Source organism: Streptomyces sp. NPDC006463 (assembly GCF_042870715.1).
Taxonomy (GTDB): Bacteria; Actinomycetota; Actinomycetes; order Streptomycetales; family Streptomycetaceae; genus Streptomyces.
Window position 1 is genome coordinate 153,473 of record NZ_JBIAHP010000011.1, and the last position, 26,050, is coordinate 179,522.

General features: G+C 71.8%; 22 protein-coding genes. 10 read left to right on the top strand and 12 right to left on the bottom strand.

Going from position 1 to position 26,050, the window contains the following annotated elements; translation table 11 throughout:
* Position 1: 1 nt before the first annotated feature.
* A complete protein-coding gene (locus ACFYOB_RS21485) occupies positions 2 to 367 on the bottom strand; it encodes a hypothetical protein (protein WP_388561677.1) in 366 nt (121 codons plus the stop codon).
* Between the two features lie 969 nt (positions 368 to 1,336).
* Here ACFYOB_RS21485 and ACFYOB_RS21490 point away from each other — a divergent pair.
* On the top strand, positions 1,337 to 1,669 hold the full coding sequence (locus ACFYOB_RS21490) for a hypothetical protein (protein ID WP_388561984.1): 333 nt from the start codon (positions 1,337 to 1,339) through the stop codon (positions 1,667 to 1,669).
* On the opposite strand, the gene ACFYOB_RS21495 is transcribed toward ACFYOB_RS21490, so the two are convergent.
* On the bottom strand, positions 1,596 to 2,843 hold the full coding sequence (locus tag ACFYOB_RS21495; RefSeq protein ID WP_388561679.1) for an MFS transporter: 1,248 nt from the start codon (positions 2,841 to 2,843) through the stop codon (positions 1,596 to 1,598). The genes ACFYOB_RS21490 and ACFYOB_RS21495 overlap by 74 nt on opposite strands.
* Positions 2,844 to 2,966: 123 nt before the next feature.
* Between ACFYOB_RS21495 and ACFYOB_RS21500 the strand changes: the two genes are divergently transcribed.
* The gene (locus ACFYOB_RS21500) at positions 2,967 to 3,539 is read left to right on the top strand and encodes a TetR/AcrR family transcriptional regulator (protein ID WP_388561681.1); all 573 of its coding nucleotides are present in this window, start codon (positions 2,967 to 2,969) and stop codon (positions 3,537 to 3,539) included.
* 140 nt (positions 3,540 to 3,679) lie between these two features.
* On the opposite strand, the gene ACFYOB_RS21505 is transcribed toward ACFYOB_RS21500, so the two are convergent.
* Positions 3,680 to 4,615, bottom strand: a complete 936-nt coding sequence (locus tag ACFYOB_RS21505; protein WP_388561683.1) for an MBL fold metallo-hydrolase — start codon at positions 4,613 to 4,615, stop codon at positions 3,680 to 3,682.
* Positions 4,616 to 4,773: 158 nt separating this feature from the next.
* Here ACFYOB_RS21505 and ACFYOB_RS21510 point away from each other — a divergent pair, with 158 nt between their 5' ends.
* Together ACFYOB_RS21510 and ACFYOB_RS21515 are read left to right on the top strand one after the other, a co-directional pair.
* On the top strand, positions 4,774 to 4,983 hold the full coding sequence (locus ACFYOB_RS21510; protein ID WP_388561685.1) for a hypothetical protein: 210 nt from the start codon (positions 4,774 to 4,776) through the stop codon (positions 4,981 to 4,983).
* A complete protein-coding gene (locus tag ACFYOB_RS21515) occupies positions 4,970 to 6,361 on the top strand; it encodes an amidase (protein ID WP_388561687.1) in 1,392 nt (463 codons plus the stop codon). Before ACFYOB_RS21510 ends, ACFYOB_RS21515 begins: the two co-directional genes overlap by 14 nt.
* Positions 6,362 to 6,768: 407 nt before the next feature.
* On the opposite strand, the gene ACFYOB_RS21520 is transcribed toward ACFYOB_RS21515, so the two are convergent.
* The 5 genes from ACFYOB_RS21520 to tsaD form a co-directional block, all read right to left on the bottom strand.
* Entirely contained in the window at positions 6,769 to 7,788 is a 1,020-nt protein-coding gene (locus ACFYOB_RS21520; RefSeq protein WP_388561689.1) for an RNA ligase family protein, read from the bottom strand.
* Complete coding sequence (locus tag ACFYOB_RS21525) at positions 7,781 to 8,752, bottom strand: MBL fold metallo-hydrolase (protein ID WP_388561691.1); 972 nt, start codon at positions 8,750 to 8,752, stop codon at positions 7,781 to 7,783. The genes ACFYOB_RS21520 and ACFYOB_RS21525 overlap by 8 nt, the downstream gene beginning before the upstream one ends.
* A gap of 169 nt (positions 8,753 to 8,921) precedes the next feature.
* Positions 8,922 to 9,596 (bottom strand): hypothetical protein, encoded by a 675-nt coding sequence (locus ACFYOB_RS21530; RefSeq protein WP_388561693.1) that lies wholly within the window; start codon positions 9,594 to 9,596, stop codon positions 8,922 to 8,924.
* A 173-nt stretch (positions 9,597 to 9,769) separates the two neighbouring features.
* Positions 9,770 to 10,645 carry an FAD-binding protein gene (locus ACFYOB_RS21535; protein ID WP_388561695.1) on the bottom strand — a complete coding sequence of 292 codons (876 nt, stop codon included), beginning with the start codon at positions 10,643 to 10,645 and terminating at the stop codon, positions 9,770 to 9,772.
* Positions 10,646 to 10,823: 178 nt separating this feature from the next.
* Entirely contained in the window at positions 10,824 to 11,882 is a 1,059-nt protein-coding gene (gene tsaD / locus ACFYOB_RS21540) for a tRNA (adenosine(37)-N6)-threonylcarbamoyltransferase complex transferase subunit TsaD (protein ID WP_388561972.1), read from the bottom strand.
* Positions 11,883 to 12,134: 252 nt separating this feature from the next.
* Between tsaD and ACFYOB_RS21545 the strand changes: the two genes are divergently transcribed.
* The 4 genes from ACFYOB_RS21545 (at position 12,135) to ACFYOB_RS21560 (ending at position 15,568) form a co-directional block, all read left to right on the top strand.
* A complete protein-coding gene (locus ACFYOB_RS21545; RefSeq protein ID WP_388561697.1) occupies positions 12,135 to 12,386 on the top strand; it encodes a hypothetical protein in 252 nt (83 codons plus the stop codon).
* Positions 12,383 to 14,683, top strand: coding sequence for a heavy metal translocating P-type ATPase (locus ACFYOB_RS21550; RefSeq protein WP_388561699.1), 2,301 nt, complete (start codon positions 12,383 to 12,385; stop codon positions 14,681 to 14,683). Before ACFYOB_RS21545 ends, ACFYOB_RS21550 begins: the two co-directional genes overlap by 4 nt.
* Positions 14,680 to 15,207 (top strand): copper chaperone PCu(A)C, encoded by a 528-nt coding sequence (locus ACFYOB_RS21555; RefSeq protein WP_388561701.1) that lies wholly within the window; start codon positions 14,680 to 14,682, stop codon positions 15,205 to 15,207. The genes ACFYOB_RS21550 and ACFYOB_RS21555 overlap by 4 nt, the downstream gene beginning before the upstream one ends.
* 151 nt (positions 15,208 to 15,358) lie before the next feature.
* Positions 15,359 to 15,568 carry a heavy-metal-associated domain-containing protein gene (locus ACFYOB_RS21560; protein WP_388561703.1) on the top strand — a complete coding sequence of 70 codons (210 nt, stop codon included), beginning with the start codon at positions 15,359 to 15,361 and terminating at the stop codon, positions 15,566 to 15,568.
* Between the two features lie 59 nt (positions 15,569 to 15,627).
* On the opposite strand, the gene ACFYOB_RS21565 is transcribed toward ACFYOB_RS21560, so the two are convergent.
* From ACFYOB_RS21565 to ACFYOB_RS21580, 4 genes are read right to left on the bottom strand one after another with little or no spacing between them, the layout of a single operon-like run.
* A complete protein-coding gene (locus ACFYOB_RS21565; RefSeq protein WP_388561705.1) occupies positions 15,628 to 16,656 on the bottom strand; it encodes an NAD(P)/FAD-dependent oxidoreductase in 1,029 nt (342 codons plus the stop codon).
* Positions 16,653 to 18,551, bottom strand: coding sequence for a ferritin-like domain-containing protein (locus tag ACFYOB_RS21570; protein ID WP_388561707.1), 1,899 nt, complete (start codon positions 18,549 to 18,551; stop codon positions 16,653 to 16,655). The genes ACFYOB_RS21565 and ACFYOB_RS21570 overlap by 4 nt, the downstream gene beginning before the upstream one ends.
* Positions 18,552 to 18,567: 16 nt before the next feature.
* Positions 18,568 to 20,013 (bottom strand): radical SAM protein, encoded by a 1,446-nt coding sequence (locus tag ACFYOB_RS21575; RefSeq protein WP_388561709.1) that lies wholly within the window; start codon positions 20,011 to 20,013, stop codon positions 18,568 to 18,570.
* Entirely contained in the window at positions 20,010 to 21,434 is a 1,425-nt protein-coding gene (locus tag ACFYOB_RS21580) for a hypothetical protein (RefSeq protein ID WP_388561711.1), read from the bottom strand. Before ACFYOB_RS21580 ends, ACFYOB_RS21575 begins: the two co-directional genes overlap by 4 nt.
* Before the next feature lie 493 nt (positions 21,435 to 21,927).
* On the opposite strand from ACFYOB_RS21580, the gene ACFYOB_RS21585 reads away from it, so the two are divergent.
* The gene (locus ACFYOB_RS21585) at positions 21,928 to 24,714 is read left to right on the top strand and encodes a SpoIIE family protein phosphatase (RefSeq protein WP_388561974.1); all 2,787 of its coding nucleotides are present in this window, start codon (positions 21,928 to 21,930) and stop codon (positions 24,712 to 24,714) included.
* Positions 24,715 to 24,836: 122 nt separating this feature from the next.
* Positions 24,837 to 25,982, top strand: a complete 1,146-nt coding sequence (locus tag ACFYOB_RS21590; RefSeq protein ID WP_388561713.1) for an ABC transporter substrate-binding protein — start codon at positions 24,837 to 24,839, stop codon at positions 25,980 to 25,982.
* Positions 25,983 to 26,050 lie beyond the last annotated feature (68 nt).

The following is a 26,050-nucleotide window of genomic DNA, read 5'->3' on the forward strand; positions in this document are numbered from 1 at the left end:
CTCAGGCTCCGGTCAGCGAGTCCTCTGCAAGACCGTCGAGAACGAACCCGTTCTCGAAGCGCACCCTGTATCTGATCTGAGTGCCGACTCCGGCGCCGTACACTCCATGCCCGATGACCTGCTGACGGAACTGCTCGACCAGGCTGGCCGCGAAGCCCTTGAGCTGGGCGTCGCGGATTTGCTGCTCGAAGAACGCGACCTGCTCCTGGGCGAAGCCGCTGGCTTCCTTTGCCGTGCCCGTGACGATGCCCCCCAAGCCCTCGGCCAGGAACAGCGGCCCGGGGAAGCCGATCCTCATCGCTGAGTCGTTTGCGGTGACCTGCACATCCCTGGTCAGCTTCACCTTCGCGCCGGTCTCGTACGGCATGGGCGTACCCCCCTCGCTCGATCTTGGCCGTGATCATGACAAGCGTAGTCGAGACGCCATGGCAGGAAAGGGTGTCCGGCAAGATCAGGAGCCCCACGGCTCACCGGGCAGGACACACCCCGACGCCGACCCCGACCAGCGGCCCGTCCCGGTCCGAGGAGCTGCCCGACGTCGCCGGGAGACTGACTTCGGCGGGCGCCGTCGCCGACGGCGGCAACGCTTCCTCGTGCACCGCACCCACGTCTCCCGGGCTCTGGACGAGGAGTTGTCGCGGGCAAAGGGGATCAGGATCGAGTGGGGAGTGGGTGTCACCGCGCTGCCGGAAAGGAACGTCTCGCCGACAGACCACACATCCGGGGGTCCTGACGGACCCGGGCGAGGCCGTTCTCGCGGACCTGGTCGTCGACGCGGCCGGGCGGGCGAGATGGTCGCTCCACCACTTCGACGGCGTTGCGTTCGGGCTGACATCGGCGGGCCGGGGCACTTGAAGAGCAGCCACCGGCGGTTCGTCGGCGACGGCCGGCCGGTGGCCACCGGCAGGGCGAGCGTCGGCGGTGCCTGGGCGGCGGCCGATCCCTGCTCGGCCTGGGACCGTCGACGGGGCAGCTGCATGCCGTCCTGCTACGGGATGCCTTGCGGCAGGGCGGCGTCGGGGAGGCCGTCGTCCGCTTCGACGACCTCACCGAGGGTCTCCTGTCCCCGCCGCAGCATCGGATCACGGACTGGGAGGGAGAGCTTCAGTCGGGAGTGAGCGGCTCCTGCGCGCATCCCCACCCCGTGGCGGGCCGTCCGATGGGGCGCCGGCCGGAGTGGACGCGAGAGCGGCCGCGCTCGCCCTCGACCTGCCGGCCCGGTTGTCCGCCTGGCCGCCGAGGCCGCGGCCTGCACCCGGACGGGCCCGTCCCGCACCGAGCTCGTGGAGCTGCTCGCACGCGACCGGTCCACGGATCGAGCAACGGGCGTCAGCGCATGAGGCGGACCTCGGAGGCCGGAACCCTGATATCCGGTGCCAGTGCCGGTGCCGGTGCCGGCACCGGTGCGCAGGCGAGCGCCCGTGCACGAGCCGTGCCGCCGCAGTCCGACGGCTGCGAGGAATTCGTACGCGCCGTCTACCAGCACCACGCCACTCCCCTGCTGCGCTACGCGGCCCGTCTCCTGGGCGGCGACCGGCACTGCGGCCAGTCCGTCGCCCATGCCGCCGACAAGCTCGGCATCCCCCCGGGAACCGTCAAATCTCGCAGTTACTACGCCCTGCGCGCTCTGCGCGACATCCTCCGGGCACGCGGTCTCGTCCAACCCTGACATCGGTCGGTCCTGCGGCAGCCACGAGGGGGAGCAGCGCGGCCGAGGCGAGCAGGGTGACGAGGACGGCGTACAGGTGGGCCGCTGTCCGCAGGCCGTAAACCTCCGTCAGGAGGCCTGCGGCTACGGCCGGCAGGCTCATCGCAACGTAAGAGAGCACGTAGTACGCGGCCAGCGTCGTGCTCCGGTCGGGCTGCGGGACCGGTGCGAGGACCATGCGCAGCGAGCCCTGTGACACCGCGCCGAAGGCGACACCGGCCAGGAGGGCCGCGGCGAAGACTGCGGGCAGGCTCACCAGGTGGATGGCGGCCAGGGACAGGGCCACGGAAACGGGAACCGCGGCGCAGCCCAGGAGCGTGGCGGTCACGGGGCGCAGGCCGCGGGTGGCCCGGACCGTGAGGGCGGCCGGCAGGCTCAGGGTGAAGAAGACCATGCCTCCGGCCGCCTGCGGGGCTTCGGGGGCCACGAGGCGGACGAAGGCCGGGCCGAGGGAGGAGTAGAAGCCGCCGAGCGCCCATACGGCGATGACTCCCCCACCGCTGATCACAAAGGCCTGCCGGGCGGCCGGGGAGACGGCGAGGCGCGGACGCAAGGAGCGCCACGCCCCGGCGCGGGGACGGGCGGTCTCGGGGCAAAGCGTGACGGCGGCTGCCTGCCCGAGGAATACGAGCATCAACGCGAGGTACACGGTCACGGTCGGCCCGGGTACGTAGCGGATGAGCACGGTCGCCGTCAGGACGCCGGCGGCCATCCCTGCCGCCGGCGCGATGCTGTTGGTGAGGGCGGACCGGCCGGAGTGCCCCGGCTCGTCGAGATCGACCAGGGCGGCCCCCGCCGCGCTGGTGGCCGCACCGGTGGCGAGTCCTTGCAGCACGCGCGCGGCGACGAGCGTTGCCATGCCGTCGGCGCTCGCGAACGCCGCCATCGAGGCCGCTTCCAGTGTGAGCGCGCACATGAGCACCGGACGCCGACCTACGTGGTCGGACAGGGCCCCGGTGGTGAGCAGGGCCGCCAGCAGGGCGAGGGTGTACGCGCTGAAGACCACCGTCACGGACAGCGCGGACAGTTCCCACCGGTCCTGATAGACGGGGTAGAGGGGAGTGGGCGCGCTGGAGGCGGCCAGCAGGGTGATCAGGATGGATGCGTCCAGCACGAAGGGCAGGCGCTTCACCATCAACAACTCCCGACTTAAAGCGGATGATTTGCTTTAAGTAAGCTACTGCCCGCCAGGCGCTAAAGCAATCTCTTCGCTTTAAGGCACCCGCGTGAAGCAAGAACTTTGCTTTAAGCTGCTCGCATGAGTCGCAAACCCATGGTTCGCCCGGGCGGCCGCAGCGCCCGTGTCCAGGAGGCGGTCCATACCGCCGTACGCGAACTCCAGGCGGAAGTGGGCCGCCCCGAGCTGACCGTTCCGCTGGTCGCGGCCCGCGCGGGTGTCACCCCGTCGACGATCTACCGGCGCTGGGGCGACCTGCAGGAGCTGCTGTCGGACGTCGCCGTGGAACACCTGCGGCCGGACGCTCCGCCGCGCGACCACGGAGACCTGCCGACCGACCTGCGGAACTGGGCCGAGCAGTTCATCGAGGAGATGGCCTCTCCCATCGGCCGGGCCTACATTCGCGACGCCCTGCTCGGGGACCCCGACGGTGACAACGCGGTGCGGTGCTCCACGTACGCGGCGGAGCAGATCGACATCATGCTCGCCCGGGCCGCGGAGCGCGGCGAGGACGCCCCCGACGTCGAGTTGGTGCTCGACCGGGTCGTGGCGCCCATGATGTACCGCATCCTCTTCCGTACCGGCGACCTCACCGCCGCCTACGCACGCCGGCTCGTGCAGGACGTCCTGAACGGCCGCGGCACGTCCCGCTGACCGGGCGCGACGGGTTCACGAGGGGCCGCCTGCACCCAGTTCGCTCCGCCGCAGGATGCCGCCCGGCGGTCGGCTCCGCTGCGGCCGCCACGCCGCCGCCAGCGTCAGTCAGCTGATCACCTCGTCCGATGTGCCGGAGGTCAGACTCCGGCCACCGCACCCCGGCCGGGCACCGGTTCGAGCCGGTAGGCATCACCCATGGTGACGACACGGCCTGCGGTCGGCGGGGGGAAGTGCGTGCCGAGGACCAGGGCGTCGGTGTCCGCGAGCGATGCGAGCAGCGAGCGGCGGGTCGCCTCGGCCTGCTCGGGGTCGATGTCGACGCAGCTACCGATTCCGGGATGCGCCAGCTGCACGGGGTGATGAATGCAGTCCCCGGTGATCAGGGCCGTGGCACCGGCGCTGTTCACCTGGACGGCGACGTGGCCAGGAGTGTGCCCCGGGGCCGGCACCAGGCGCAGACCGGCGGCGATGTCGACACCCCCGGCCGGCACGTCGACCAGTTCGAGCAGACCCGCCTCCTCGACCGGATGCACGGAGTCGCGGAACATGGCGCGCCGCGCCTCGTCCATGTCGTACGCGGCCCAGAAGTCGTACTCCGCCTTCGCCGTGAGGTAGCGGGCGCCCGGGAACGTCGGCACCCAAGCGCCTTGAACTTCCCGCGTGTTCCAGCCGACGTGATCGGTGTGCAGATGGGTCAGCACCACCAGGTCGACGGACTCCGGGGCGAACCCCGCCGCCGCGAGGCGTTCGAGGTAGTCGGTGCGGAGGTCGTGCCATGCCGGGTTCGCGCGCGTCTTCCCGTTGCCGACTCCGGTGTCGACGAGGACGCGCAGTCCGTCCACGACCAGAGCGAAGCTGTGGCTGTCGATGCGCAGGATCCCGTCGTGATCCGCGAAGTCGGGCCGGAGCCAGCCCTGTTCGGCGACGACGTCAGCGGTGGCGGCCGGCAGGAGCCAGGGGCCGGTCTGCGGCGGCAGGGGGATCTCGTCGATGCGGTGGACGGTGACGTCACCGATCACCCAGGACGGAGCGGCGGCGGGCGGGGCGGTTCCGGTGAGCGGAGCTGTGCGCACGAGAGGTGTCTTCCTTCGTCTGCGGAGGGCGGATCCACACTCAAAAGCGATTGGTTCGCTTTAAGTAACGTAGGCTCTGCCGTCAGCTAACGCAACCTGTTAGCTTTAGCGCGGCGGTGATCACCCGCCGCCCCTCAGCCCGATCAGGAAGGCCACACATGTCCGCCGCTGATCTCACGCCGCCGGAGGCGGCCCGCTGGGCCGCACGATCCGGTCTCCCGCTGGCGAACGAGCGCCATGCGGGAGTGGCGGCCACCGCCGACCACATCCATTCCGTCGTCTCCGTCCTGCGGGAACTGCACTTCGGGGACACACCGCCGGCCGCCGCGTACCGCGCGGGAGGGGAGCAGCACGATGCAGCCGTTTGAACTGACCGTGGCCGACGCCGCCGAGGCGATACGGACCCGGCGGATCTCTCCGGTCGAGCTGGTGGACTCGGTACTGGAGCGCATCGAGCAGGTCCAACCGCGCCTGCAGGCCTACGCCGCGGTAACGGCGGACCACGCACGGCAGGCAGCGCGACGTGCGGCGGACGAGGTCGTCACCGACCGGATCAGAGGACCTCTGCACGGCATTCCCGCCGGGTTGAAGGACCTGATCGATGTGGCCGCGATGGCCACGTCCGCGAGCTCCCGGGTACGTGACGGCCACCGGGCGGCCGCCGACGCCACGGTCGCCGCCCAACTCTCCGCGGCCGGCGCGGCTTTCGTCGGCAAGACCCACACGCACGAATTCGCCTACGGCCTGACCACACCTCAGACCGGCAACGCCTGGGACCGGGGGCGGGTCGCCGGTGGCTCCAGCGGCGGGTCGGCGGTCGCCGTGGCAGCCGGAGCGGCCACGTTCGCGCTGGGGACCGACACCGGGGGGTCGATCCGGGTACCCGCCGCACTGAACGGGGTCGTCGGCCTGAAGCCGACGTACGGACTGGTCCCCCGGTACGGCGTGACCTCCCTGTCATGGTCGCTCGACCACGTCGGCCCCATCACCCGCACGGTGGAGGACGCCGCGCTGGTCCTGGCCTCCCTGGTCGGGCACGACCCGCGCGACCCGGGGTCCGTCCCGGCTCCGGCCGTGGACTACAGGCCGGGCCCCGGTACGGATCTGACGGGCCTGCGGGTCGGCGTACCGGGCAACTACTACTTCGACCGGGTGGACCCGGAGATCGAAACCTCGGTCCGCCGCGCGATCGGCCGCCTGGAGGCCCTCGGCGCGAGGCTCGTCGAGGTCGAGATCCCGATGACGCGCTACATCCAGCCGACACAGTGGGGGCTGATGGTGCCGGAGGCATCCGCCTACCACGAGCGCACGTTGCGCGCGGTGCCCGATCTGTACGGGGCGGACGTCCGTGTCCTCCTGGAGGCCGGCGAGCTCATGACCGCCGGGGACTACCTCCGCGCCCAGCGCGCTCGCACACTCATACGGCAGGCGTGGCTGGACATGCTGGACGCGGTGGACGTGATCGCCGCGCCCACCGTGCCCATCACCGCCGTGGAGGTCGGACAGACCACGGTGACCTGGGGCGACGGCACGGTGGAGAGTGTCTCCGACGCCTATGTGCGGCTGTCGGCCCCGGCCAACATCACCGGTGTGCCGTCCCTGACCGTGCCGGTCGGCCGCGACTCGCAGGGCATGCCGATCGGCATGCAGCTCATGGGGAAGCCCTTCGGCGAGGCTGCGCTGCTGCGCGCGGGACACGCGTACGAGCAGACCGGCACCGCTCGCGACCTGGCACCGGCGGTGTAGGGGCTCTTGCTCTTGCCCGGCCGCGAACCGGGACTCGTACGGGCGCCGCGCAAGGAACTCCCCCGCCCGGCTGCCGGCTCCGGTGCCTGCCGAGACCACGGTCGCGGCTTGCGCGGACCGCGAGGTGGCACGGGCTGGATCACCCAAACCGTCGGCCGTCCCCTCCACCGCCGTGTCCGGGGGCCTCGGGGCTGCTGGCTGCGCTCCACCTGAACCGACTGGCCCCCGGCTGCAGTTGTCAGCGGGAACGGTCCGGCGCCGGCCTCGCCGAAGCGCTCCGTGCCCTTCTCGAACGCTGAACGGTCGATCGCAGGAGTTCCTGGTCGTGCGGAATCCGGCTGTCGACCACCGTCGGGCGCGAGGTGCGCGGCCTGTGGAGACCCTGGCGGCGGACGACCACGACCGGATCAGGCGTGGGCCCGGCGGTCGACCGCGTCGAAGCGTGCGAGCGCAAGGGCTCCGGCCTGCAGCGCCCGTTCCAGGGCCGGGACGAGGCCGTCGTCGAGGCCGCCGAGGGCCTCGGTGATCTCCTCGACCGCGTCCCGGGCGATCTCGGCGGCGACCTCCTCGGCCGGTGTGCGCGGGCCCAGCTTGCTGACGGCTGCCGCCGCCCGGGCCGGGGTGAGCAGTGCGGTGACCTGGCCGAGGAGCCAGCCGGGCACGCCGGCGGCGCCTTCGGCGGGCGCCAGGTAGGGCCGTGAACCGTCGAAGCGACCGTCCTCGGCGAAGGCGGGGTGCTTGCACTTGGCCACCGGTCGTGAGGCCGCGCCGGTTCCCTCGGTGGCCCACCACTCTTCGGCGGGCTTCACCACGAACCCCTCCGCGAGGTTGCCGGGCAGCTCGGGCAGGCCCAGTAGTGCCGGTACCCGGGTCGGGAACACCGGCGTCCGCTCCTGTACCTGGGCGAGCGTCCCATGCGCGATGAGCGGGGCACAGTGCAGACCCGCCGCGCCCGCGGACTCCCGCAGCGCCCGGTCACCGACCCAGCGAACGCCGCCACCGGCCTCGACCGTGGCGTCGAACGGCAGCCAGAGCAGCCCCGGCGCGTACCAGACGCCGGTCTGGACCGGCTCCGTGCCCGGCGCGGGCAGCACGTCCGGGTGCGGGTAGCGCCCGCCCGCCAGTTCACCGTAGACCGTGACCGGTGCCGAGGCGTCCGCGCCGTGGTGGCGGCGCAGGGCAGCGGCGCAGCGGCCCGCGGCGACGGCCAGGGCCGGCCAGATCCGTCCCACGCCGAAGAAGTCGTCGAGGCCGCTCTCGCCGAGCAGTTCACGGCGCTTGGCCGGACGTACTCCGGCGTCGTCGCACACGACGGCGAAGTTCGCGCCGTGGATCTTCTCCAGCGCGACCCATTCCCGGCTCCGCGCCTCGCCCAGCCGGGCCCGGGACGGGATCTTGGGGTACGGCGACCAGCGGCCTTCAGCCATGCGAACCGCCGTGCTGGTGCTGCTCGGGCAGCCGGCTGTCCGGGTGCACCCACAGCAGCACGTTGCCGGGCCGCTCGTCGCCGAAGAAGGCGAGGACGTCCTGGTCCGAGTGGCGCAGGCTGAAGTGGGTGAGGACGAAGAGGGTGTGCGGGTGGGCCTCGACGACGGGCTTCAGCCGACTCCAGACGGTGTGTCCGACCCGGTCGGCCCGCTCAAGTTCGGCGTCGTCGAGATAGGTGCACTCAGTGATGAGCACGGGGTAATCGAAGAGCCATGGATTCTCCGTGAACACGCTCACATGGGTGTCGCCGAGGAAGGCGAACAGCGGCTTGCGCACCTCTCGTTCGACCTCGATGCCATCCTGGCGGCGCTGCGCCAGGATGCGGCCGAACTCCGCGCCCCGGCCCTGTTCGGCGAGGGAGTGCCGCAGTTCCTCGTACTCGGGCAGCAGTGCCTTGCGACGTTCGGAGAAGGCGTATCCCACGCACGGCACCTTGTGCGTGCACTCCACTACCCGCACGTGGTGCCCACGGCGTCCGAAAGTGAACTCGTCGCCGCCGCGCACCCCGTGCAGCCGGCATTTCGCGGCGAGGGCCGGGTCGTAGGCGGTGCCGTGGTTCAGTTCGGCGGAGGCCCGCAGAAAGGTCTCCACGTACGGCACCGCCGCGGCGGGCAGGTGGATGTCGACACCGGCGGGCCTGGCGGCGAGGTAGTCGAGGTCCCCGGAATGGTCGTGGTGGGTGTGGGTGAGGAAGACGGTGTCCGGCTGACGGCCTTCCGCGAGTCCGGCGTCGAGCGCGCAGCGCAGTTCCGGTATGTGGAAGAACGTCTTGTCGTTGGCGCGCGAGTACCCGGTGAGGGTGAGCTCGGTGCCGGGTATGCGCCAGGTCTTCCACTGCCGGAACGGGTGTCCCTGCTCAAGCCGTTCGGGGTGGGCGGGTGTACGCGAAGGGGCCTGTGTCATCGGTGCCTCCGTCGTACCGCCGTGATCAGGTGAGTGCCCGATCGTAGCGGGCAGTGCACCGCTGCGGCCCCCGGTTTTCCGGGGACCGCAGAGGTGGACGCACCGCACGCGACCCCCTGCCCCCGCACAGTGCGGGGACAAGGGGCCGGTCTCACATGTGAGTCGCTACTCAGCGTTCCTGGACGAACGTACGGCCCGTGCGGGACTCGTCGGAGCAGGAACGCTTCTCCGCATCGGTCATCTTCCGGCTCTTCACCACCACCGCATTGCTCTTGCCGTCGGTGCCGTTCTTGGCCGGGCCGGTGATGGTGTCCTGGAAGAACCAGTAGTAGTGACCCCACTTGGGGCTGTCGTAGTGGGTCTGCCAGGTGCCGGACACCTTCTGCATCACCTGGGCACGTGAGATCCAGCCCACCTCGCCGGGCTTCACCGTCATGCTGAGCGAGCTGCTCTCCGAGTGAGTGCTCGACCAACTGTGGCTGTAACTCGCCGTTATGCTGAGGTCAACGATGCCCGCGATCTTGCCGCCGGCCGTGACGGATACGCCCAGCGAGTCGGTGGATCCCACCGTGTCGTCCCACGTCATCGCCTGAGTGGCGTCGGAGGTGCTGCAGTTGAACACCGAGTTCGACACCTGACGGAAGTCACCCAGGTACGCCTCCCCGAGCTGGGGCTCGTTGAACGTGCACTTGCCTTCGCCCGAGCCGCAGTCCGCCATGAGCTGCTGCCGTGTGGGCTGGTCGGCTGCGGACGCCGGAAGGGTGCTTGCCGCCGCGACTGCGCAGGCCGCCGCCGTGATGGTCAGCGCGCGGGCTGCGAAGCGCTTGACGCGGTTCGTTGTCATCGTGGTACCTCTCACCGTGCTGGGGGGATCGGATAACCGACGTACGGCGGGGGCAAATTGAGGCGCCCACCGGCAGTACGTTCGATCACCGCCTGTTGCAATCGAGATTCTCCCGACCGCTGAGAGGGGCACGGTGCAAATGAGACAACATGAGACAACGTGCGGCGTGCCCTTCATGAGGCTTCACGAGCGGCGAAACGCGCGCGGGCAAGCCGCGAGGGGCTCACACGAGCAGCCTCTTCGCGGCAATGGCACCTCCCGGCTCTTGCTGATCGCGGTGCGCAGGGCGAACCGGAACGTGGTGACGACACCGAAGTTGCCGCCACCGCCGCGCAGCGCCCGGAACAGATCCGGGTGTTCATCGGCGGCGCCCGGAGCACGCTGCCCTCGGCGGTGACCAGCTCGGCGGCCAGCAAGTTGTCGACGGCGAGCCCGTGCTCACGCATGAGGAAGCCGATGCCACCGCCGAGGGCGAGGCCGGCGACGCCGGTGCGGCCCACGATGCCGCCGGTGGTGGCCAGGCCGTGAGCCTGCGTTTCATGGTCGACGTCGCCCCAAAGTGCACCACCCTGGACCAGGGCCGTGCGGTCGGCGGATGCCCTTGCGGGCAAGGCCCGCGGCGCGTTCAGGGAGCCGAGGAATTCGTCGAAGGCGGCGGACATGTCCGTCACGGTGGCCGGTACGGATTCGAGCAGCTCCTCGACCCGGTGCTCGTCCGCCAGGGCCGGGTCCTCGGCCTCCAGTGCCGCGGCCATGCGTTCCAGCAGGTCGTCTGCGGATTCCTGCAGGGGCGCGGCCCAGGTGCGCAGCAGCCGTTCCGCGCGCACCTGATCAGGTCCGTAGGCGCCGGCCTCCTCGGCCGGGCCGGGGACGATCTGCCGCAAGTGCCCTTCGCCCTCCTGGACGAGTCCCCAGAGCGCCAGGTCGAACTCGTCGTCGTACAGCTCGCCCAGCAGCGCCCGGAACTCGTCGCCGACCGGGTCAGTGATCTCGTCGCCGAGCTGATGGAGGGAGGGGAACGGACTGACGGCGTCGACGTACTCGCTCATGGTGTCTCCTCGTCGCGGAGCGGCGGCGCGGTGAGTCCACGCTGACGCAACTCGACGATCCTTGATCATGAACTCACTGCCCGTAACATCTCTTCGCTCGCAATGCAGGGCGAGGCAGTGCGGCGCGCGACTCGGGGAGCGGAGGTCAGATGCTGCGCGCCGCGGACGGCCATGCCACTTACGCGACTCTCGCGGCAGCGCGGGCGGCGGGGCGCAGGGCTGCGTACTCCAGCGGCGCGGACGGGTCGATCGACATGTCGAGCTGCGCGGGAGCCGAGCCCGCCCGGACCAGCAGGTCGCCGACGGCGGCGATCATCGCCCCGTTGTCGGTGCACAGCGTCAGCGGCGGCACCCGCAGCTCGACGCCGACGGCCGCGCACCGCTCCTCGGCCAGCGCCCGCACCCTTGAGTTGGCGGCGACCCCGCCCACCACGACGAGCGTGCGCACCCCGTACTCCCGGCAGGCGGCCAGCGCCTTGCGGGTCAACACGTCGGCGACGGCCTCCTGGAGCGAGGCGGCGCCATCGGCGAGGGGGATCTCCTCGCCTCGGATGTGGTGCTGCTCGGCCCAGCGCGCGGCTGCGGTCTTCAGTCCGGAGAAGGAGAAGGCGTACGGGGCGTCGCCCGGCCGGGTCAAGGGCCGTGGGAACGCCACCGCGCAGCCGTTGCCCCCGCGCGCCGCCCGGTCGATCGCCGGCCCACCGGGATAGGGGAGGCCGAAGACGCGCGCGACCTTGTCGAAGCACTCCCCGGCCGCGTCGTCCACGGTGTCGCCGAGGTGGAGGATCGGATCGCGTACGAGGTCCCGTACGAGCAATAGCGAGGTGTGCCCACCCGAGACGATCAGCACCATGCACGGGTTCGGGAGCGGCCCGTGCTCCAGGGTGTCGGCGGCGACGTGCCCGGCCAAGTGGTGCACCCCGTACAACGGCACCCCGGCCGCGTAGGCCAGGGTCTTCGCCCCGGCCAGCCCCACCTGCAGCGCGCCCGACAGGCCCGGTCCGGTCGTCACCGCGACCGCGTCGATGTCCTTGATCCGCAGCCCCGCCCGGTCCAGGGCCTCCCGCACGACCGGGTTGAGGGCCTGTACGTGCGCGCGGGCGGCGATCTCCGGCACGACCCCGCCGAAGCGGGCGTGCTCGTCCATGCTCGACGCCACCACGTGCGCGAGCAGCCGTCCGCCGGACACGATCCCGGCCCCGGTCTCGTCACAGGACGATTCGATGCCCAGCACCACCGGAGAGCCCACCACAACCTCTTTCACGCATACTTAGTAATTGCAATTGACTTGCAACAAGGTACCCGGCTCGGCGGGTCGTGCTGGAGTCGGTCAGGAGAGCCACGAAAGCCTGGAACTCATCGACGCATCGCCCCGACTACTCACGGGGACGGCATCAGCGCACCAGCGGATGCCACCTCGGCAGCGGTCCGCACACCGCAGCACCTGACGAGCGAAGGGCGCCGGACCGCGCCCGTCACTGGAGTGGCAATGACGCAACCTCAGCAGTCCCCCGGCGGTATGTCCCCCTCGCTGCGGCGATGGGTGCCGCCGCCGGCGCTCGCGGGGTTCCTGGTCCTGCTGGGGCTGATGTTCTGCCTGTCGTACGTGATCGGCGCCTCGGCCGGTCCGGTCGCACCGGGTATGCACTCCAGCGGGACCGGCGCCGCCCCCGAAAGCGGCAGCCCCGGGCCGCACGGTCACGGCGGCGCGGGTGGCAATCGGACGGGTGGTGCGCGATGACCCCGGAGCCGGCGATCGCCTCCACCACGGACCTCACCGTCGGCGGCATGACTTGTGCGGCCTGCGTCAACCGCGTGGAGAAGCGGCTCGGGAAGATCGAGGGGGTCAGCGCCACGGTCAACCTGGCCACCGGGCGGGCGCGGGTGATCCATCCGCCCGGCATCACGGCGGATGAGCTGGTGGCGGCGGTCGAGCGTGCGGGGTACACAGCCGAACTCCACGTGCCTCCCGAGCCTCGGGGTCAGACGGAGAACGAGGCGGCGGATCCGGTACCGGAGAAGGAGGAGGACCGGATCGAGCGCGAGCGGCTGCTGATCACCGCGCTGCTCTGTGTGCCGGTCATGGTCCTGTCGATGGTCCCCGCTCTGCAGTTCCGCAACTGGCAGTGGCTGTGCCTCGTGCTCGCCGCGCCCGTGGCGGTCTGGAGCGCCTGGCCCTTCCATGTCCGCGCGCTACGGGGCCTGCGGCACTCGGCGGCCACCATGGACACGCTGGTCTCGCTCGGTGTCGTCGCCTCGTTCCTGTGGTCCCTGTACGCGTTGTTCCTCGGCGGCGCGGGGCAGCCGGGTATGCGGATGCCCTTCACCCTCCTCCCCTCCGCCGGGGGCGAGGTCGCCCACGTCTATCTGGAAGCGGCGGTCGGCGTACCGCTGTTCGTCCTGACCGGCCGGTTCCTGGAAACGCGGGCTCGGCGCGGTACGGGCGCGGCGTTGCGATCGCTCTCCGCGCTGGCGGTCAAGGACGTGACCGTCCGCGAAAACGGCGAGGATCGGCGGATCCCGGTCGAACAGCTCACCGTCGGGCAGGAATTCGTCGTCCGGCCCGGGGAGCGCGTCGCCACGGACGGCGTCGTGGTGTCCGGGAACTCCGCCTTGGACCTGTCCCTGCTGACCGGCGAGAGCGATCCCGTCGAGGTCGGGCCGGACCGGACGGTGATCGGCGCGGCGGTGAACGTGGGCGGGCTGATCGTCGTACGCGCCACCGCGGTCGGCGCGGACACCCGGCTCGCCCGCATCACCCGCATGGTCACCGATGCCCAGGCCGGCAAGGCGGCGGCGCAGCGTCTGGCCGACCGCGTGGCGGGCGTCTTCGTCCCCGTCGTCCTGTCGTTGGCGGTCACCGTGCTCGGCTTCTGGCTCGGCGCCGGTGCGGATCCGCAGCCGGCGGTGACCGCGGCCGTGGCCGTCCTCGTCGTCGCCTGCCCCTGCGCTCTCGGTCTCGCGACTCCCACCGCCCTGCTGGCCGCGACCGGCCGCGGCGCCCAACTGGGCATCCTGGTCGGGGGACCGCAGGCCCTGGAGGCCCTGCGGCACGTCGACACGGTCGTACTGGACAAGACCGGCACCCTCACGACCGGGCACATGACCGTCGCCCAGCTCACGCCGCACCCCGAAGGCCCCGGCCGGGAAGCCGTCCTGCGGCTGGCCGGGTCGGTCGAGCAGGGCTCCGAGCATCCTCTCGGAATCGCGCTGGCCGCGTACGCGCGGCGGAACCTGCCCGGTGAGGCGTTGCCGCCGGTGACGGATTTCCGGGCCACCCCCGGGGCGGGTGTCAGCGGTGTGGTCGACGGCCGGGTGGTCGAGGTGTGCGCGCCGGGCGCCGAGCTCCCCGAGGCGCTGGCGAAGGCACTGGCTACCGCCGAGGCCGCCGCGCTGACGCCCGTCCTGGTACGGGTCGACGGCGTCGGCCAAGCGCTCGTCGGCCTCGGGGACGTCTTGCGTCCGGGCAGTTACCGGGCCGTCGACCGCCTTCGGCGGCTGGGGGTGGAGCCGGTCCTGGCCACCGGCGACCGCGAGGCCCCCGCCGAGGCCGTCGCCTCCGCGCTCGGGATCACCCGACTCCATGCCCGCTGCACCCCGGAGGACAAGGCCGCCCTCGTAGGGCAGTTGAGGGACGAGGGCCGACGCGTCGCCGTCCTCGGCGACGGGGTCAACGACGCCGTCGCGCTGGCCGCCGCGGACCTCGGGATCGCCATGGGCAGCGGGACGGACGTCGCCATCGGGGCGGCGGACGTGACCCTGGTGCGCGGTGACGTGGAGGTGGTCGCGGACGCGGTCCGCCTGGCCCGGCGCACCCTCGCGACCATCCGGGTCAACCTGGTCTGGGCGTTCGGCTACAACCTCGTCACCGTCCCACTGGCAGCCGTCGGCCTGCTCAACCCGATGGTCGCCGCGGCGGCGATGTCGGCCAGCTCGCTCCTGGTCGTGGGGAACAGCCTGCGCCTTCGCGGCTGGGACCCCGCGGGCGGGCCTGCCGGTGCACGGGCCCGCCGCGCCCGGGGAGGAAGTGAACGATGACCGGTTCCGCTCGACGCGAAGTGACGGAGGGTTGGCGGCCGACGCAGCGGCGTCTGCGTGAGGCGTACCTGGCCGCGGCCGCTCCTGTGATCGCGTGCCTGGTCGGCCTGTGCGGGCTGACGGCCTGGGCCGGCTCCGGAGCTGCCGGTACCCCACCCCGCGTCGCGGTCGACGACGGCCACGTCTTCCTCCCGTACGCCGACAAGGAGAACACTGCGGCGTTCTTCCGGATCTCGAACCTGGGCGGCGCGGACGACCAGCTGGTGGCCGTCACCTCCCCGGCCGTGGAGCGGGCCATGCTGAGCCGGCACCGGAGCGCGGGCACAGGGGCCGATTCCATGAGCATGACCGGCCCCCTCACCGTCCCGGCCGGGGGCACCGTCAGCATGTCCCCCTTCGAGGTGGACGTGATGGTGACGGTGAAGGAACGCTGGCGCGCGGGGCAGATGGTTCCCTTCGTCCTGCACTTCCGCCACAGCGGACCGGTCGAGACGATCGCGGTCGTGGTCCGGCCCGGCAGCTGAACGCTTCGGCTGCTACCGGCCGCTCCCAAGTCGCTGAAACCAGAAGGCCCCTGCGTACGACTACGTGGGAGGGGCAGACGGCCTCCGCGCTCCGCGGGCGGGGGCCGCCCGCGGCCTCCACCCTGTACGTCACTGTCGAGGAGAGAACGCCATGGATGAGCAGCGCTACCGCGTGACCGACATGACCTGCGGCCACTGTGCCGGCCACATCACCGAGGAGGTCAATCAGGTGCCCGGGGTGAGTGGCGTCGTCGTCGACCTCGACGCGCAGGCCGTCACGGTGAGCGGTGCTCCGCTCGACGACCGTCTGATCCGCGCCGCCATCGTCGAGGCCGGCTACGAAGTCGCCGCGGCGATCTGAGCGCACGGGCGGCGGGTGCCGGGGCGCGGCAGATCAAAGGGATTCGCGCGCGAGAATCCTCAGTTCGCAGGGTCCCCAACACCCCGGAGCAGGGGAGGCTGCCGCCGGCAGGCGTCGATCTCGTACTGCCACGAAGGAGAGGCGAACGCCTGCGGATAGAGCTGGGCGCAGGTGGCGAGGTGGCCGCGGAAGGCCCTGCGCAGGCGGGACGTGTAGTGGGTGCACAGGGGTCCGCGCGGTGCCCCGGTCGCCATGGCGTGGATGGAGGCCGCGGCAAGGATGGCGGTGCGCAGGGCCTGGGCTGATCCGGTGCCGCTGAGCGGGTCGTAGCGGATCGCGCCGGCGCCCACCAGGATCCGGCCGGGTACCGCCGGGGTGCGGTGCAGGCGCGGGGCAGCGGGCAGGGCGACGGCGGCCCGGGGGGCGTGCCGCAGGGCGGGGGCCAGAGCCGAGCCCGCGAGCAGCGTCTCCAGCAGCTCCGTCGGGCGGGCGGCCGGACCGGGGACCATGGCTTGGAGCAGGGCGCGCCCGTCGCCCAGTGGGGTGAGGTGCAGCCACGCGAGTTCGGTGCAGACGAGCCGGGCGGTGGTCTCGTCCGTACCTGGCGCCAGCGGGGCCTCGCCCGCCAGGAGGTGGCGCCGCCCGGCCGTCCAGTGACCGGTTGATCCTGCGGCCGTGACGGTCCACCACGGCGGGCCGGGCGTCTCGGAGAGGACGTCGGGGTGCCGGGTAACGAGGCGGCCGAGCAGGTGTTCGGTGAGTCGGGCGCCGTCCACGACGGTGGCCGGCTGGGGCGTGCGCCGACCCATCGCTCCGGCGTCGGGTCCCCAGCACACCTGGCGATGTGTCAGCTGATGGCAGTGCGCCGGCAGCTCGCGGCCCCACAGGGAGTGCAGCAGGTCCAGCGTGGGTCCGCCCAGCAGCAGCGGGCGGGGGCCTGCCGCCGGCTCGGGCGACCGGAGACGGACCCGGTGACCACGGGCGAGCAGCAACCAGGCGCAAGTCAGTTCGGCCAGTCCCGATCCGGCGATCTCGACGGTCGCGAAGGCGCCGGGAACGGCGGGCGTCCGCAGCGCCAGGGATGTCATTGCAGACTGCACGCCGCTACCAGGGCGCGCGCTCCCTCCTCTTGACGGACCATCTGCTCCTGCAGGCTGTCGTCCCCGAGTGAACGGATGGAACGCACCACCTCGTTGACGAGCCGCGCGGCGGCCCGGGGCGCCTGCCCGTCCGACAGCGCCGGGGAAGGCGCGGCGAACCGGGGTGCCACTCCGCGTGCGGCGAGCCGGTGGTTGAGCTCGTGCAGGTTCTGCATGGACCGCACCGCTTGGGCCCTCAGGAGTCCGCCTGCTCTGTCGCCCGCCTCCAGCGTGGCGCGCAACGCGCCCAGCACCATGGCGTAGTTGAGGTCGGCGAGGCGGAGCAGCTCGACGTCCAGCGTATCGTTCGGGGGCGTCAGTCGGCGCAGGTAGCTGTCCGGGTCCAGGCCGGCCAGATGTCCACGGATCGCCGTGAACCGGTGGTAGTGGTCATCGCCCTCGTCGATGATGAGCTTGATCAGGTGGGCCAGCCGTTCGGCCTGGGGGAAGGCGCTCGGGTTCTTGACGATGGTGTGGTGCAGCCGTACGTACATCCCGTCGATGCCGTCCGGGTCGATCTGGGCGCTCGGTTTCTCGACTGCGATGAACCACTCCAGCTGCTCGGGCGTGAGCCGCTCCAGCCGGAACTGGTGACCGGTCTGCTGCTGGATGACGAAGTCATCGGCGGGCCTGTCGAGCTGGAGCGGGCGCCCCAGCACGCCGAGGATCTCGTTGACCCACCGCAGATGGCGCATCTCGTCCTCGGCCACCCCGAAGATCTCCTGCGCGGCCGCGAAGACGCGCCGGACCGGCACGTCCTCGGGGGTGTCCTCGGGCAGGGTCATCGGAGCGTCGAGCGAGTAGTGGGCGTAGAGGTATTCGAGGCACAGCGCGTGCTCGACGACGGCGAGCCGGGTCAGTTCCCTGATGACGTCCTGCGGCTCCATCAGGGGAAGGTCGAGCGGAGCGGGCACGCCCAGCGCGTCGTCCTCGCGTCCGTTGAGGACGACGGGGAGCACGTTCCAGTTCATGATCAGTTCGGGGTGGTCGAGTTCGAGCGGCCCGCGCTCCAGGTAGGTGGTCAGGTCCGGGGCGGGTGGCACGGTGGTGCGGTCGCTGCGCTGGAAGTTGAGGTTGCGGTACTCGCCGCCGGAGGTGGCGGAGATGTCGGGTTTCGAGGCGGCCCAGTAGTAGCAGCCGCACTCTCGGAAGTCGTACTGCCAGGGCGCGCACAGGCTGCGGGTCAGGTCGCCGGGCTCGTACACGTCCGGTTCGATGACTCCGTCCTGGTCCAGGTAGTCGGCCCGCGCGGCGGTCAGGATGGCCACTTCCAGCACGCCGGCGTCGTCGCGCTGCACCGCGCTGCGGCCTTGCGTCCGCCAGCTGCCCAGGCCGCCGGGTACCCAGAAGGCGCCGGGCGACCGGCTGCCGGAACCCCGGCCCACGACGATGGAGATCGGCCCCGGCAGCAGGTCGTGCACCAGCCGCCACATCCCCGGGCCGTCCAGGTCGACCGCATGGAAGACCGGCGCCTCGGTCTCTTCCTGGTCCACCGTGGTACGCCCGCACACGGCCCACAGGTGCAGCCGCTGTTCGTCGTCCCCTTCGCTGTCCCCCAGGTCGGCGTCGGAGATGCCCTGTTCCTCGGCGACCCCGCCCTTGACGGCGAGCAAGCGGGCTCCGGTGTCGTGGTGGAAGTCGAAGACGAGCCCGCGGAAGAAGGCCTTGTCGAGGTTGCGCTGGTCGAACTCCAGCCCGGGGAAGCAGTTGTCGACACCGCTCTCGGGGCGGGAGCCGGACGGGTTGCCCGCCACCATGTGCGCGGCGCGGGCGGTGAGGTTGCGGGGGAAGATCTTCCCCGCGGGCGTGGAGACGCCTGCGCTCCCGGGGGTCGGTCGGTTCATGGTCGGCTCCTTCAGGTCAGCGGGCGAGGGCGGCCGGGTCGCTCGGCAGGTCGGACACGGGCGGCAGTGCGAAGAACCCCGGTGCCGTCTGGGTGAGTTCGACGTAGGCGCGCAGGCAGAAGTCGAGCCAGCCTCGGATGTAGTCGCAGCCGGGCCGACCGCGCCGGCTGACCTCGTGGTAGCAGCCGCCGCCGCACAGGTAGCGGGCCCAGCAGGAGCGGCACGGCTCGGCCCGGTCCACGTGCCGGGCGGCCAGGTGGCGTTCCCGGGCGGCCCGGTCGGGTCCGTCGGCCAGCGAGCCCATGGCGAAGTCCGGGTCGTCGACCAGGCGGTGGCAGGCGTACAGGCCGCCTTCGGCGGAGGCACTGAGGTAACCCGCGCCGGCGCCGCACGGGTAGGGGCGGTGGCCGCCCGTGTGCAGTTCGTACATCGCGGTCTGGAAGTTCCCGAACGGGTAGGGGCGACCAGCCGACAGCTCGCGCAGGGCCTTCTCACCGCACTCGACCATCCCGTCGAGGAAGCCGGTGAAGGCCGCGGCGTCGATCTCGTACGCCGGATCCGGCGCGCTCACCACCGCCGCGAATCCCACCTCGTCGAAGCCCAGGCCGATCCCGTGCTCCAGGACGTCGAGCAGACGCCCTGTGTACGGCGTCACGCTGACCCGCGCCGACAGGTGCCGGGGTCGCCCGTGCCGGGCCAGCACTGCCAGTCCGCTACGCAGTCGGTCGTAGGCGCTGCCGCCGCCCGGTGCCCGGCGCAGGGCATCGTGCCCTTCACGGTCGCCGTCAAGGCTGACGGCCACCGTGAAGGGGTGGGCGGCGAAGAGTTCGGCGTCCGCGGGCCGGACGGTGGTCAGGTTGGTGGTGAGGGCGAAGCGGACCGCGTGCCCGCTGTCCTCCCCGGCCCCGACCGCATACCGGACCACCTCGTGGACCAGGTCGCGGGCAAGCAGGGGTTCGCCGCCCATGAAGCCGACCACGACCCCGGCTCCGGGCGCGGCCTCCGCGAGCAGCCGGTCCACGGCGGCGAAGGCGGTCTCGCGGGTCATGGCCCGGGCGGATCCGCCGAAGCGGCCCTCGTCCGCATAGCAGTGACCGCAGCTGAGGTTGCAGGCCTGCATCACGTTGAGCGACAGCGAGGACAGGGGCGGTACCCCGGCCGGGGTGCCGTCGATGCGCGGGGCGGGCAGTCCGGGCGCGGCGCCCCACAGCGGAAGGCCCAGGTCGGCGGCGAGGGCGGCGTCCTGCGCGGGTGTGTGCGTCGTGGCCGTCCAGCGCTCCAGCCGGGCGGCGGCGGCTTCCGGCAGGTCGTAGATCCGGCTGCCGTCGGCGAGGAACAGGTGGGTGCCGTGGGCACTGCGGACGACCCGGGTCTCGGCGCCGAGGCCGCGCGGCCCGGATACCGGCTCCGTCTCCGGTTCCGGTTCCGGGGGGCGGCGACCGATCTGCAACAGGACGCTCATGTGCCCTCCTCCACGTTCTCCCGCAGCGAACTGACCCAGCCAGCCAGCAGGTTGTACTGGCGGCGCGTGAGGTGCATCGGGTAGGCGTCGGAGCCGCGTACCGCGACCGGCATGCGACGGTCGTGCCACCGCTGCTCCTCCACCGGGGTCCTGATGACCTGTCGGAGGAGTTCGGGCCGTTCGCGGAACAGGTCCTCCAGGAACTCCAGTGCCACGAACCGCCGATGCCGCCGGCGGCCGCGCTCGGTGAGGGGGAGCGTCACCCCCGGCAGTGGGTCCGGCGGGCCGAAGGTCCGTTCCCGGGCCTCGTCCTCGGGCAGGCCCAGGCGCCGGGCCCTGCGCACGTTCTCCAGGGTCGCGCGGTCGTTCTGGGCGTCCACGTTGACCGCGTCCATGGCCTCCAGAACCCGTTCGAACAGGTCGCGCACTTCCAACGCCGTCAGGTCACGGTTCCCGGCGATGTACACGGGGTCGCTCACCTCCTCCCGCTTGACCCGGTCCGCCAGCCCGTCGGCCAGGGAGGTGAAGGGCCGGCGGTCGGGCGCGAAGTCCGGCGGTGTGACGACGATCCGCGCGCGGGCGGTCAGGCCCCCGAGCGTGACGCCGACCAGGCCGTCGCAGACGTCGTCGACCAGACCGAGGCTGACTCCGCCGTCCTCGGGCGTCGATCCGGCGAAGAGCCCTCCGGGAAAGGTCCGCGCGTCGGTGGCACCGGAGAGGGTGAACTCGCACCAGGCCGCGTCCGGCGCCAGGATCAACCGCTCCTCCGGCAGGAGGTACCGGCTGGTCCGGTCGAGCAGGTTGCTCGGGCCGTACACCGCCCCCGTGCCGGGCGTGAAGCGCAGCCGCAGCCCGGGAAACCCACCGCCCGGGCGGGGCAGCTGAACGGAGCCGAGCGGAACGCTCTGCCCCGGCGGCACGAGGGGCCGGTCCGCTCCGGCGGGCGACTGGCCTTCCAGCGGTTCGCGCAGGTGGTGGTCGCCCCGCAGTTCGACGGCGGCCTCGATCCGGTCGCCGGGCGAGCGGGTGCACTGGTGCGCCTTGAGGTTGGCGACCTTCACCGTCCATTTCACGTCGGCCAGATCGATGCCGAATTCGGTGAGGACGTCGACGGTGACCGGCTCGTCGGTGTGGCGCTGTCCGTCGGCCGACGTCCAGGTGCCGTGCAGTTCGAAGAAGGGACAGATCGGCCGGAAGCCGTTGACGTCCTTGAACCGGACCCGTTCCCCGGGATCGGGCTGCCGCTCTGACAGGGTGCCGTCGTCGGCGACTTCGAGGGTGGGCGCGGGCACCACGGTGGTTTTGCCCGTTCCCCGGGGCGACAGGTCGCTTTCGCCGTAGTGGTAATTGCCGCACGGGGTGGGGGACGGGCCCAGCCGGGCGAAGGCGAGAGGTGGGTGGAGCCAGATCCGTTCGATCACCGTGAGTCTCCGTTGTCCAGTGGGGAGATGGGCTCGTTCAGCCAAGGCCTCGCGCGTACGGTTCCTGCCGGCGCGGTTCGGATCCGGGTGCTCGTTGCGCAGGGCGCGGCGCCCCCGGACGACCCGGCCCGTCGGTCGGGCGGCGCAGGGGGCAGCTCGCCGGCCGGCCGGGAGCGGAGAAGGGCATGCCGACGCCTCTCGAAAGGTGTGGGTCGTTCCTCCGGTGACGCAGCGTACTCAGTTTCGTCACTCAGCGTACCGAACGATCACGCGGCGCTCCTGAAGCCACGCGGCGTGCCCGCCGCCGGGCCCGCCCGCACGGGCGGGCCCGCCGCCGACTCCTCTCATCGGCCGAGGGCCGATACCGCTCACGCGGATCGCTCCTGCTCGGGCGGCCTTCTCGCTCCCCCGCTGCCGATGACCCGCAGAGGTTAGAAAATGGATTATGAGCGACTTCCTGGAACCCTTCCGGCGTTGGCTGCTCCGCTCCACCATGAGCTCTTCCTCTCCCCTTCGGCGCCCCCGCTCAGGACGTCACCAGGAGCATCAGGAGCAGGCCCGGCCCCCCAAGGGCAGGACGCCGCGGCCGCAGCGTCTGTCCTCCCTGCTGAGCGTGCAGAGCGTGGCCGGCGAGGTGTTCCTCCTGCAACTGGCCGTCGTGGTGCTTCTGGTCACCGCCGCGGTTGTGGCCCTCGTGGTGCAGGGCCGGAGCGACGCCATGCTGGACGCCCGGCACCGTACGCTCGCCGCCGCCGGAACGTTCGCGGAATCCCCGGGGATCGTCGCGGCCCTGCGCAGTCCGCATCCGAGCGCGGTGCTGCAGCCGAGCGCCCAGGCGGCCCGGAAGATCGCCGGGGTCGACGGCATCAACACCTACACACTCGACGGACTCACCCTCACCCACAGCGACCCGCGACAGATCGGGAGGCACGTCGTCGGCCCCTTCTCCAAGGCGGCGGCCGGCAAGTCCTTCACCGAGACGTTCGAAGGGTCCCTGGGGCAGTCCGTGGTCTCGGTGGTCCCCGTCAAGGACGGAACAGGCCGCGTCATCGCCATCGTCTCCTCCCCGGTCACGGTCCAGAACGTCCAGGGCATGGTGAACCGGCAGCTGCCGGTCGTCCTCGGCAGCGCAGCCCTGGTGCTCCTCCTGTCCGCCGGCGGAACCGCTCTGGTGAGCCGCCGGCTGCTGCGCCGGACCCACGGCCTGGGACCGGCCGAGATGACGAGGATGTACGAGCACCACGACGCCGTGCTGCACGCCGTACGAGAGGGCGTGCTGATCGTCGGCGACGGCGGACGGCTGCTGCTGGCCAATGACGAGGCGCGGCGGCTGCTGGATCTGCCGGCGGACGCGGAAGGACGCCCCGTCACGGACCTGGACCTGGAGGAGGGAATCACCGAGCCGATCGCATCGGGCCGTTCCGTGACCGACGAGCTGCACATGGCCGCCGACCGGCTGCTGGCGGTGAACATCCGCCCCACCGCCCCCTACGGGCAGGCCGGGACCGTCGTCACGCTGCGGGACACCACCGAGCTGCGGGCACTCTCCGGCAGGGCCGAGGTGGCCCGCGAGCGGCTGAAGCTGCTCTACGACGCGGGAGTGCAGGTCGGAACGACGCTGAACGTGGAGCGCACCGCGGAGGAACTGGCGGAGGTGGCGGTCCCGCGCTTCGCCGACGTGGTCACGGTCGACCTGCTGGACCCGGTGCTGCGCGGCGAGGAGCCGCCCGAAGCAGGCACCGAGATGCGCCGCACCGCCTCCGTCGGCCTTGAGGGCGACCACCCCCTCTACCCCATCGGCAAGCTGATCCGGTTCGTTCCCACGAGCCCCATGGCCACCGGACTGGCCGGCGGCCACGCGGTCCTGGAGGCGGACCTGCGCGCCACCCACGGCTGGCGGGCCCAGGACCCGGCCAACGCCGTGCTGATCCTGGACCGCGGCATCCACTCCATGATCGCCGTGCCGCTGCGGGCCCGGGGCGTGGTGCTGGGGATGGCCGGCTACTGGCGGGGGCAGGACTCCGCGCCGTTCGACGAGGAGGACGTGTCCTTCGCCGAGGAGCTGACCGCCCGGGCGGCGCTGTCCGTCGACAACGCCCGCCGCTACACCCGCGAGCACACCATGGCCGTCACCCTGCAGCGCAGCCTGCTGCCCCGGGGCGTACCGGAGCAGTCGGCGGTCGAGGTCGCCCACCGCTATCTGGCCGCCCAGGCCGGGGTGGGCGGTGACTGGTTCGATGTCATCCCGCTGCCCGGCACCCGGGTGGCCCTGGTGGTCGGTGACGTCGTCGGCCACGGTCTGCACGCCGCCGCGACGATGGGCCGTCTGCGCACCGCCGTGTACAACTTCTCCACCCTCGACCTGCCCCCGGACGAGCTCCTGAGCCACCTGGACGAGCTGGTCGCCCACATCGACGCCGACGAGCAGGAGTGGCAGGGGATCACCGGAGCCACCTGCCTGTGCGCCATCTACGATCCGGTCTCCGGGCTGGTGACCGCCGCCACCGCCGGTCATCCGGGCCCCGCTCTGGTCCGCCCCGACGGAACCGTGTCGTTCCCCGAGGTGCCGGTCTCCCCGCCGCTGGGCCTGGGCGCCGGGATGCCGATGGAGACCATGACGCTCACCCTGCCCGAAGGCTCCCGGATGGCGCTCTTCACCGACGGGCTGATCGAGAGCCGCAACCGCGATCTGGACGCGGGCCTGGCAGCGCTGCGCGCGGCCCTGGAAGGGCCCGCCCGGACCCCGGAGGAGACCTGCACCGCGGTGATCGACGCGATGCTGCCCTCCAGGCCGGGCGACGACATCGCGCTGCTGGTCGCCCGCACCCGCCGACTGGACCCCGAGCGGATCGCCGAGTGGGACGTGTCCCCCGACCCGGCGGCGGTGTCGCCGGTGCGGGGCGCCTGCGCCCGCCGACTGGCGGACTGGGGCCTGGAGGACATCGCCTTCACCACGGAACTCATCCTCAGCGAGCTGATGACCAACGCCATCCGCTACGGCTCCGAGCCCATCAGGGTGAGGCTGCTGTACGACCGCAGCCTGATCTGCGAGGTCTCCGACGGGTCCAGCACCTCACCGCACCTGCGCCGGGCCGAGGCCACCGACGAGGGCGGCCGCGGCCTGTTCCTCGTCGCGCAGTTCGCCGAGCGCTGGGGCACCCGCTACACGGCTCGCGGCAAGATCATCTGGAGCGAGCAGGCCCTCCAGGCCGGGGCCGCACCTTCCGGGACGGATCTGGGGGAGGCGCTCCTGGCCGGGTGGGACGACGAGGCGCTCTGAGAACGCGCCGGTACGGCAGCCGCAGGGAAGGCGGCGGACACCACCGGCTGGGACTGCGCCGCCGAGGCCGCCGAACGTACGCTGGCCTCGATCAGTACGCGACCGCCCGTTATGGAGCCTTTGTGCCCGCACCCCGTCTCCGGAAAGCCTCCGTCGCCGTCTGCCTGGCCTTCGCCGCGGCGCCCCTCGGCGCCTGCGGAAACGCGCCCACCACCGCACCCAGAGCGCCTTCGGTGGCCACCTCCGCCGCGGACGCCGGCGGCACGGCGGCACTGACCGCGGCGGCGAAGAAGGAGGGCTCGCTCAACACGATCGCGCTCCCGCGCGACTGGGCCAACTACGGCGCACTGATCGACGGCTTCGAGAAGAAGTACGGGATCAAGGTCGCGGTGGAGAACCCGGAGGGTTCCAGCCAGGACGAGATCAACGCCCTGAAGGAGCACAGGGGCGCAGGCCGCGCCCCCGACACGATCGACGTGGGGGGCTCGTTCGCACAGTCCGCGGCCCGGCAGGGCCTGCTCGCTCCGTACAAGGTCGCCGCGTACGACGACATCCCCAAGGAACAGAAGGACCCGCGGGCCCGCTGGGCAAACAACTACGGCGGCTACATCTCGATCGGCTGCGACGCCGGCCGCGTCAAGATCTGCCCCTCGACCTTCGCCGATCTGCGCAAGCCCGAGTACAAGGGCCAGGTCGCGCTCAACGGCAACCCCACCAAGTCCGGCTCCGCCTTCGCCGGCGTGTATGCGGCGGCCCTGGCGAACGGGGGTTCCTTCGGCGACATCCAGCCCGGTATCGACTTCTTCGCCGAGCTCAGCAAGAACGGCAACCTCATCCCGGTCGAATCCACCCCGGCCACGATCGAGAAGGGCCAGACCCCGATCAGCATCGACTGGGACTTCCTCAACCTCGGATACGCCGACGAGTTCCGCAAGAAGGGCGCCGACGTCGACTGGCGGACAGCCATTCCCTTCGACGGCAGCTTCGCCGAGTATTACGCGAGCGCGGTGAACAAGGACGCCCCGCACCCCGCGGCGGCACGTCTGTGGCAGGAGTACCTCTTCAGCCCGGAGGGCCAGAACCTCCGGCTCGGCGCCTACGCACGCCCCGTCCTCATGGACGCCATGGAGAAGGACGGCACCCTGGACAAGGCCGCCGCGGAGAAACTGCCGACGGTCGAGGGCACGCCGACGTTTCCGACCGAGGCCCAGACGGCGAAGGCGAGAGAGACCGTCAACCGTGGCTGGGCCAAGGCCGTCTCAGGCTGAGGTCACCCACATGGACCTCCCCGATGGCGGAGCATTGCCGTGCCGCGCCGCGGACAACGTTGCCGAGC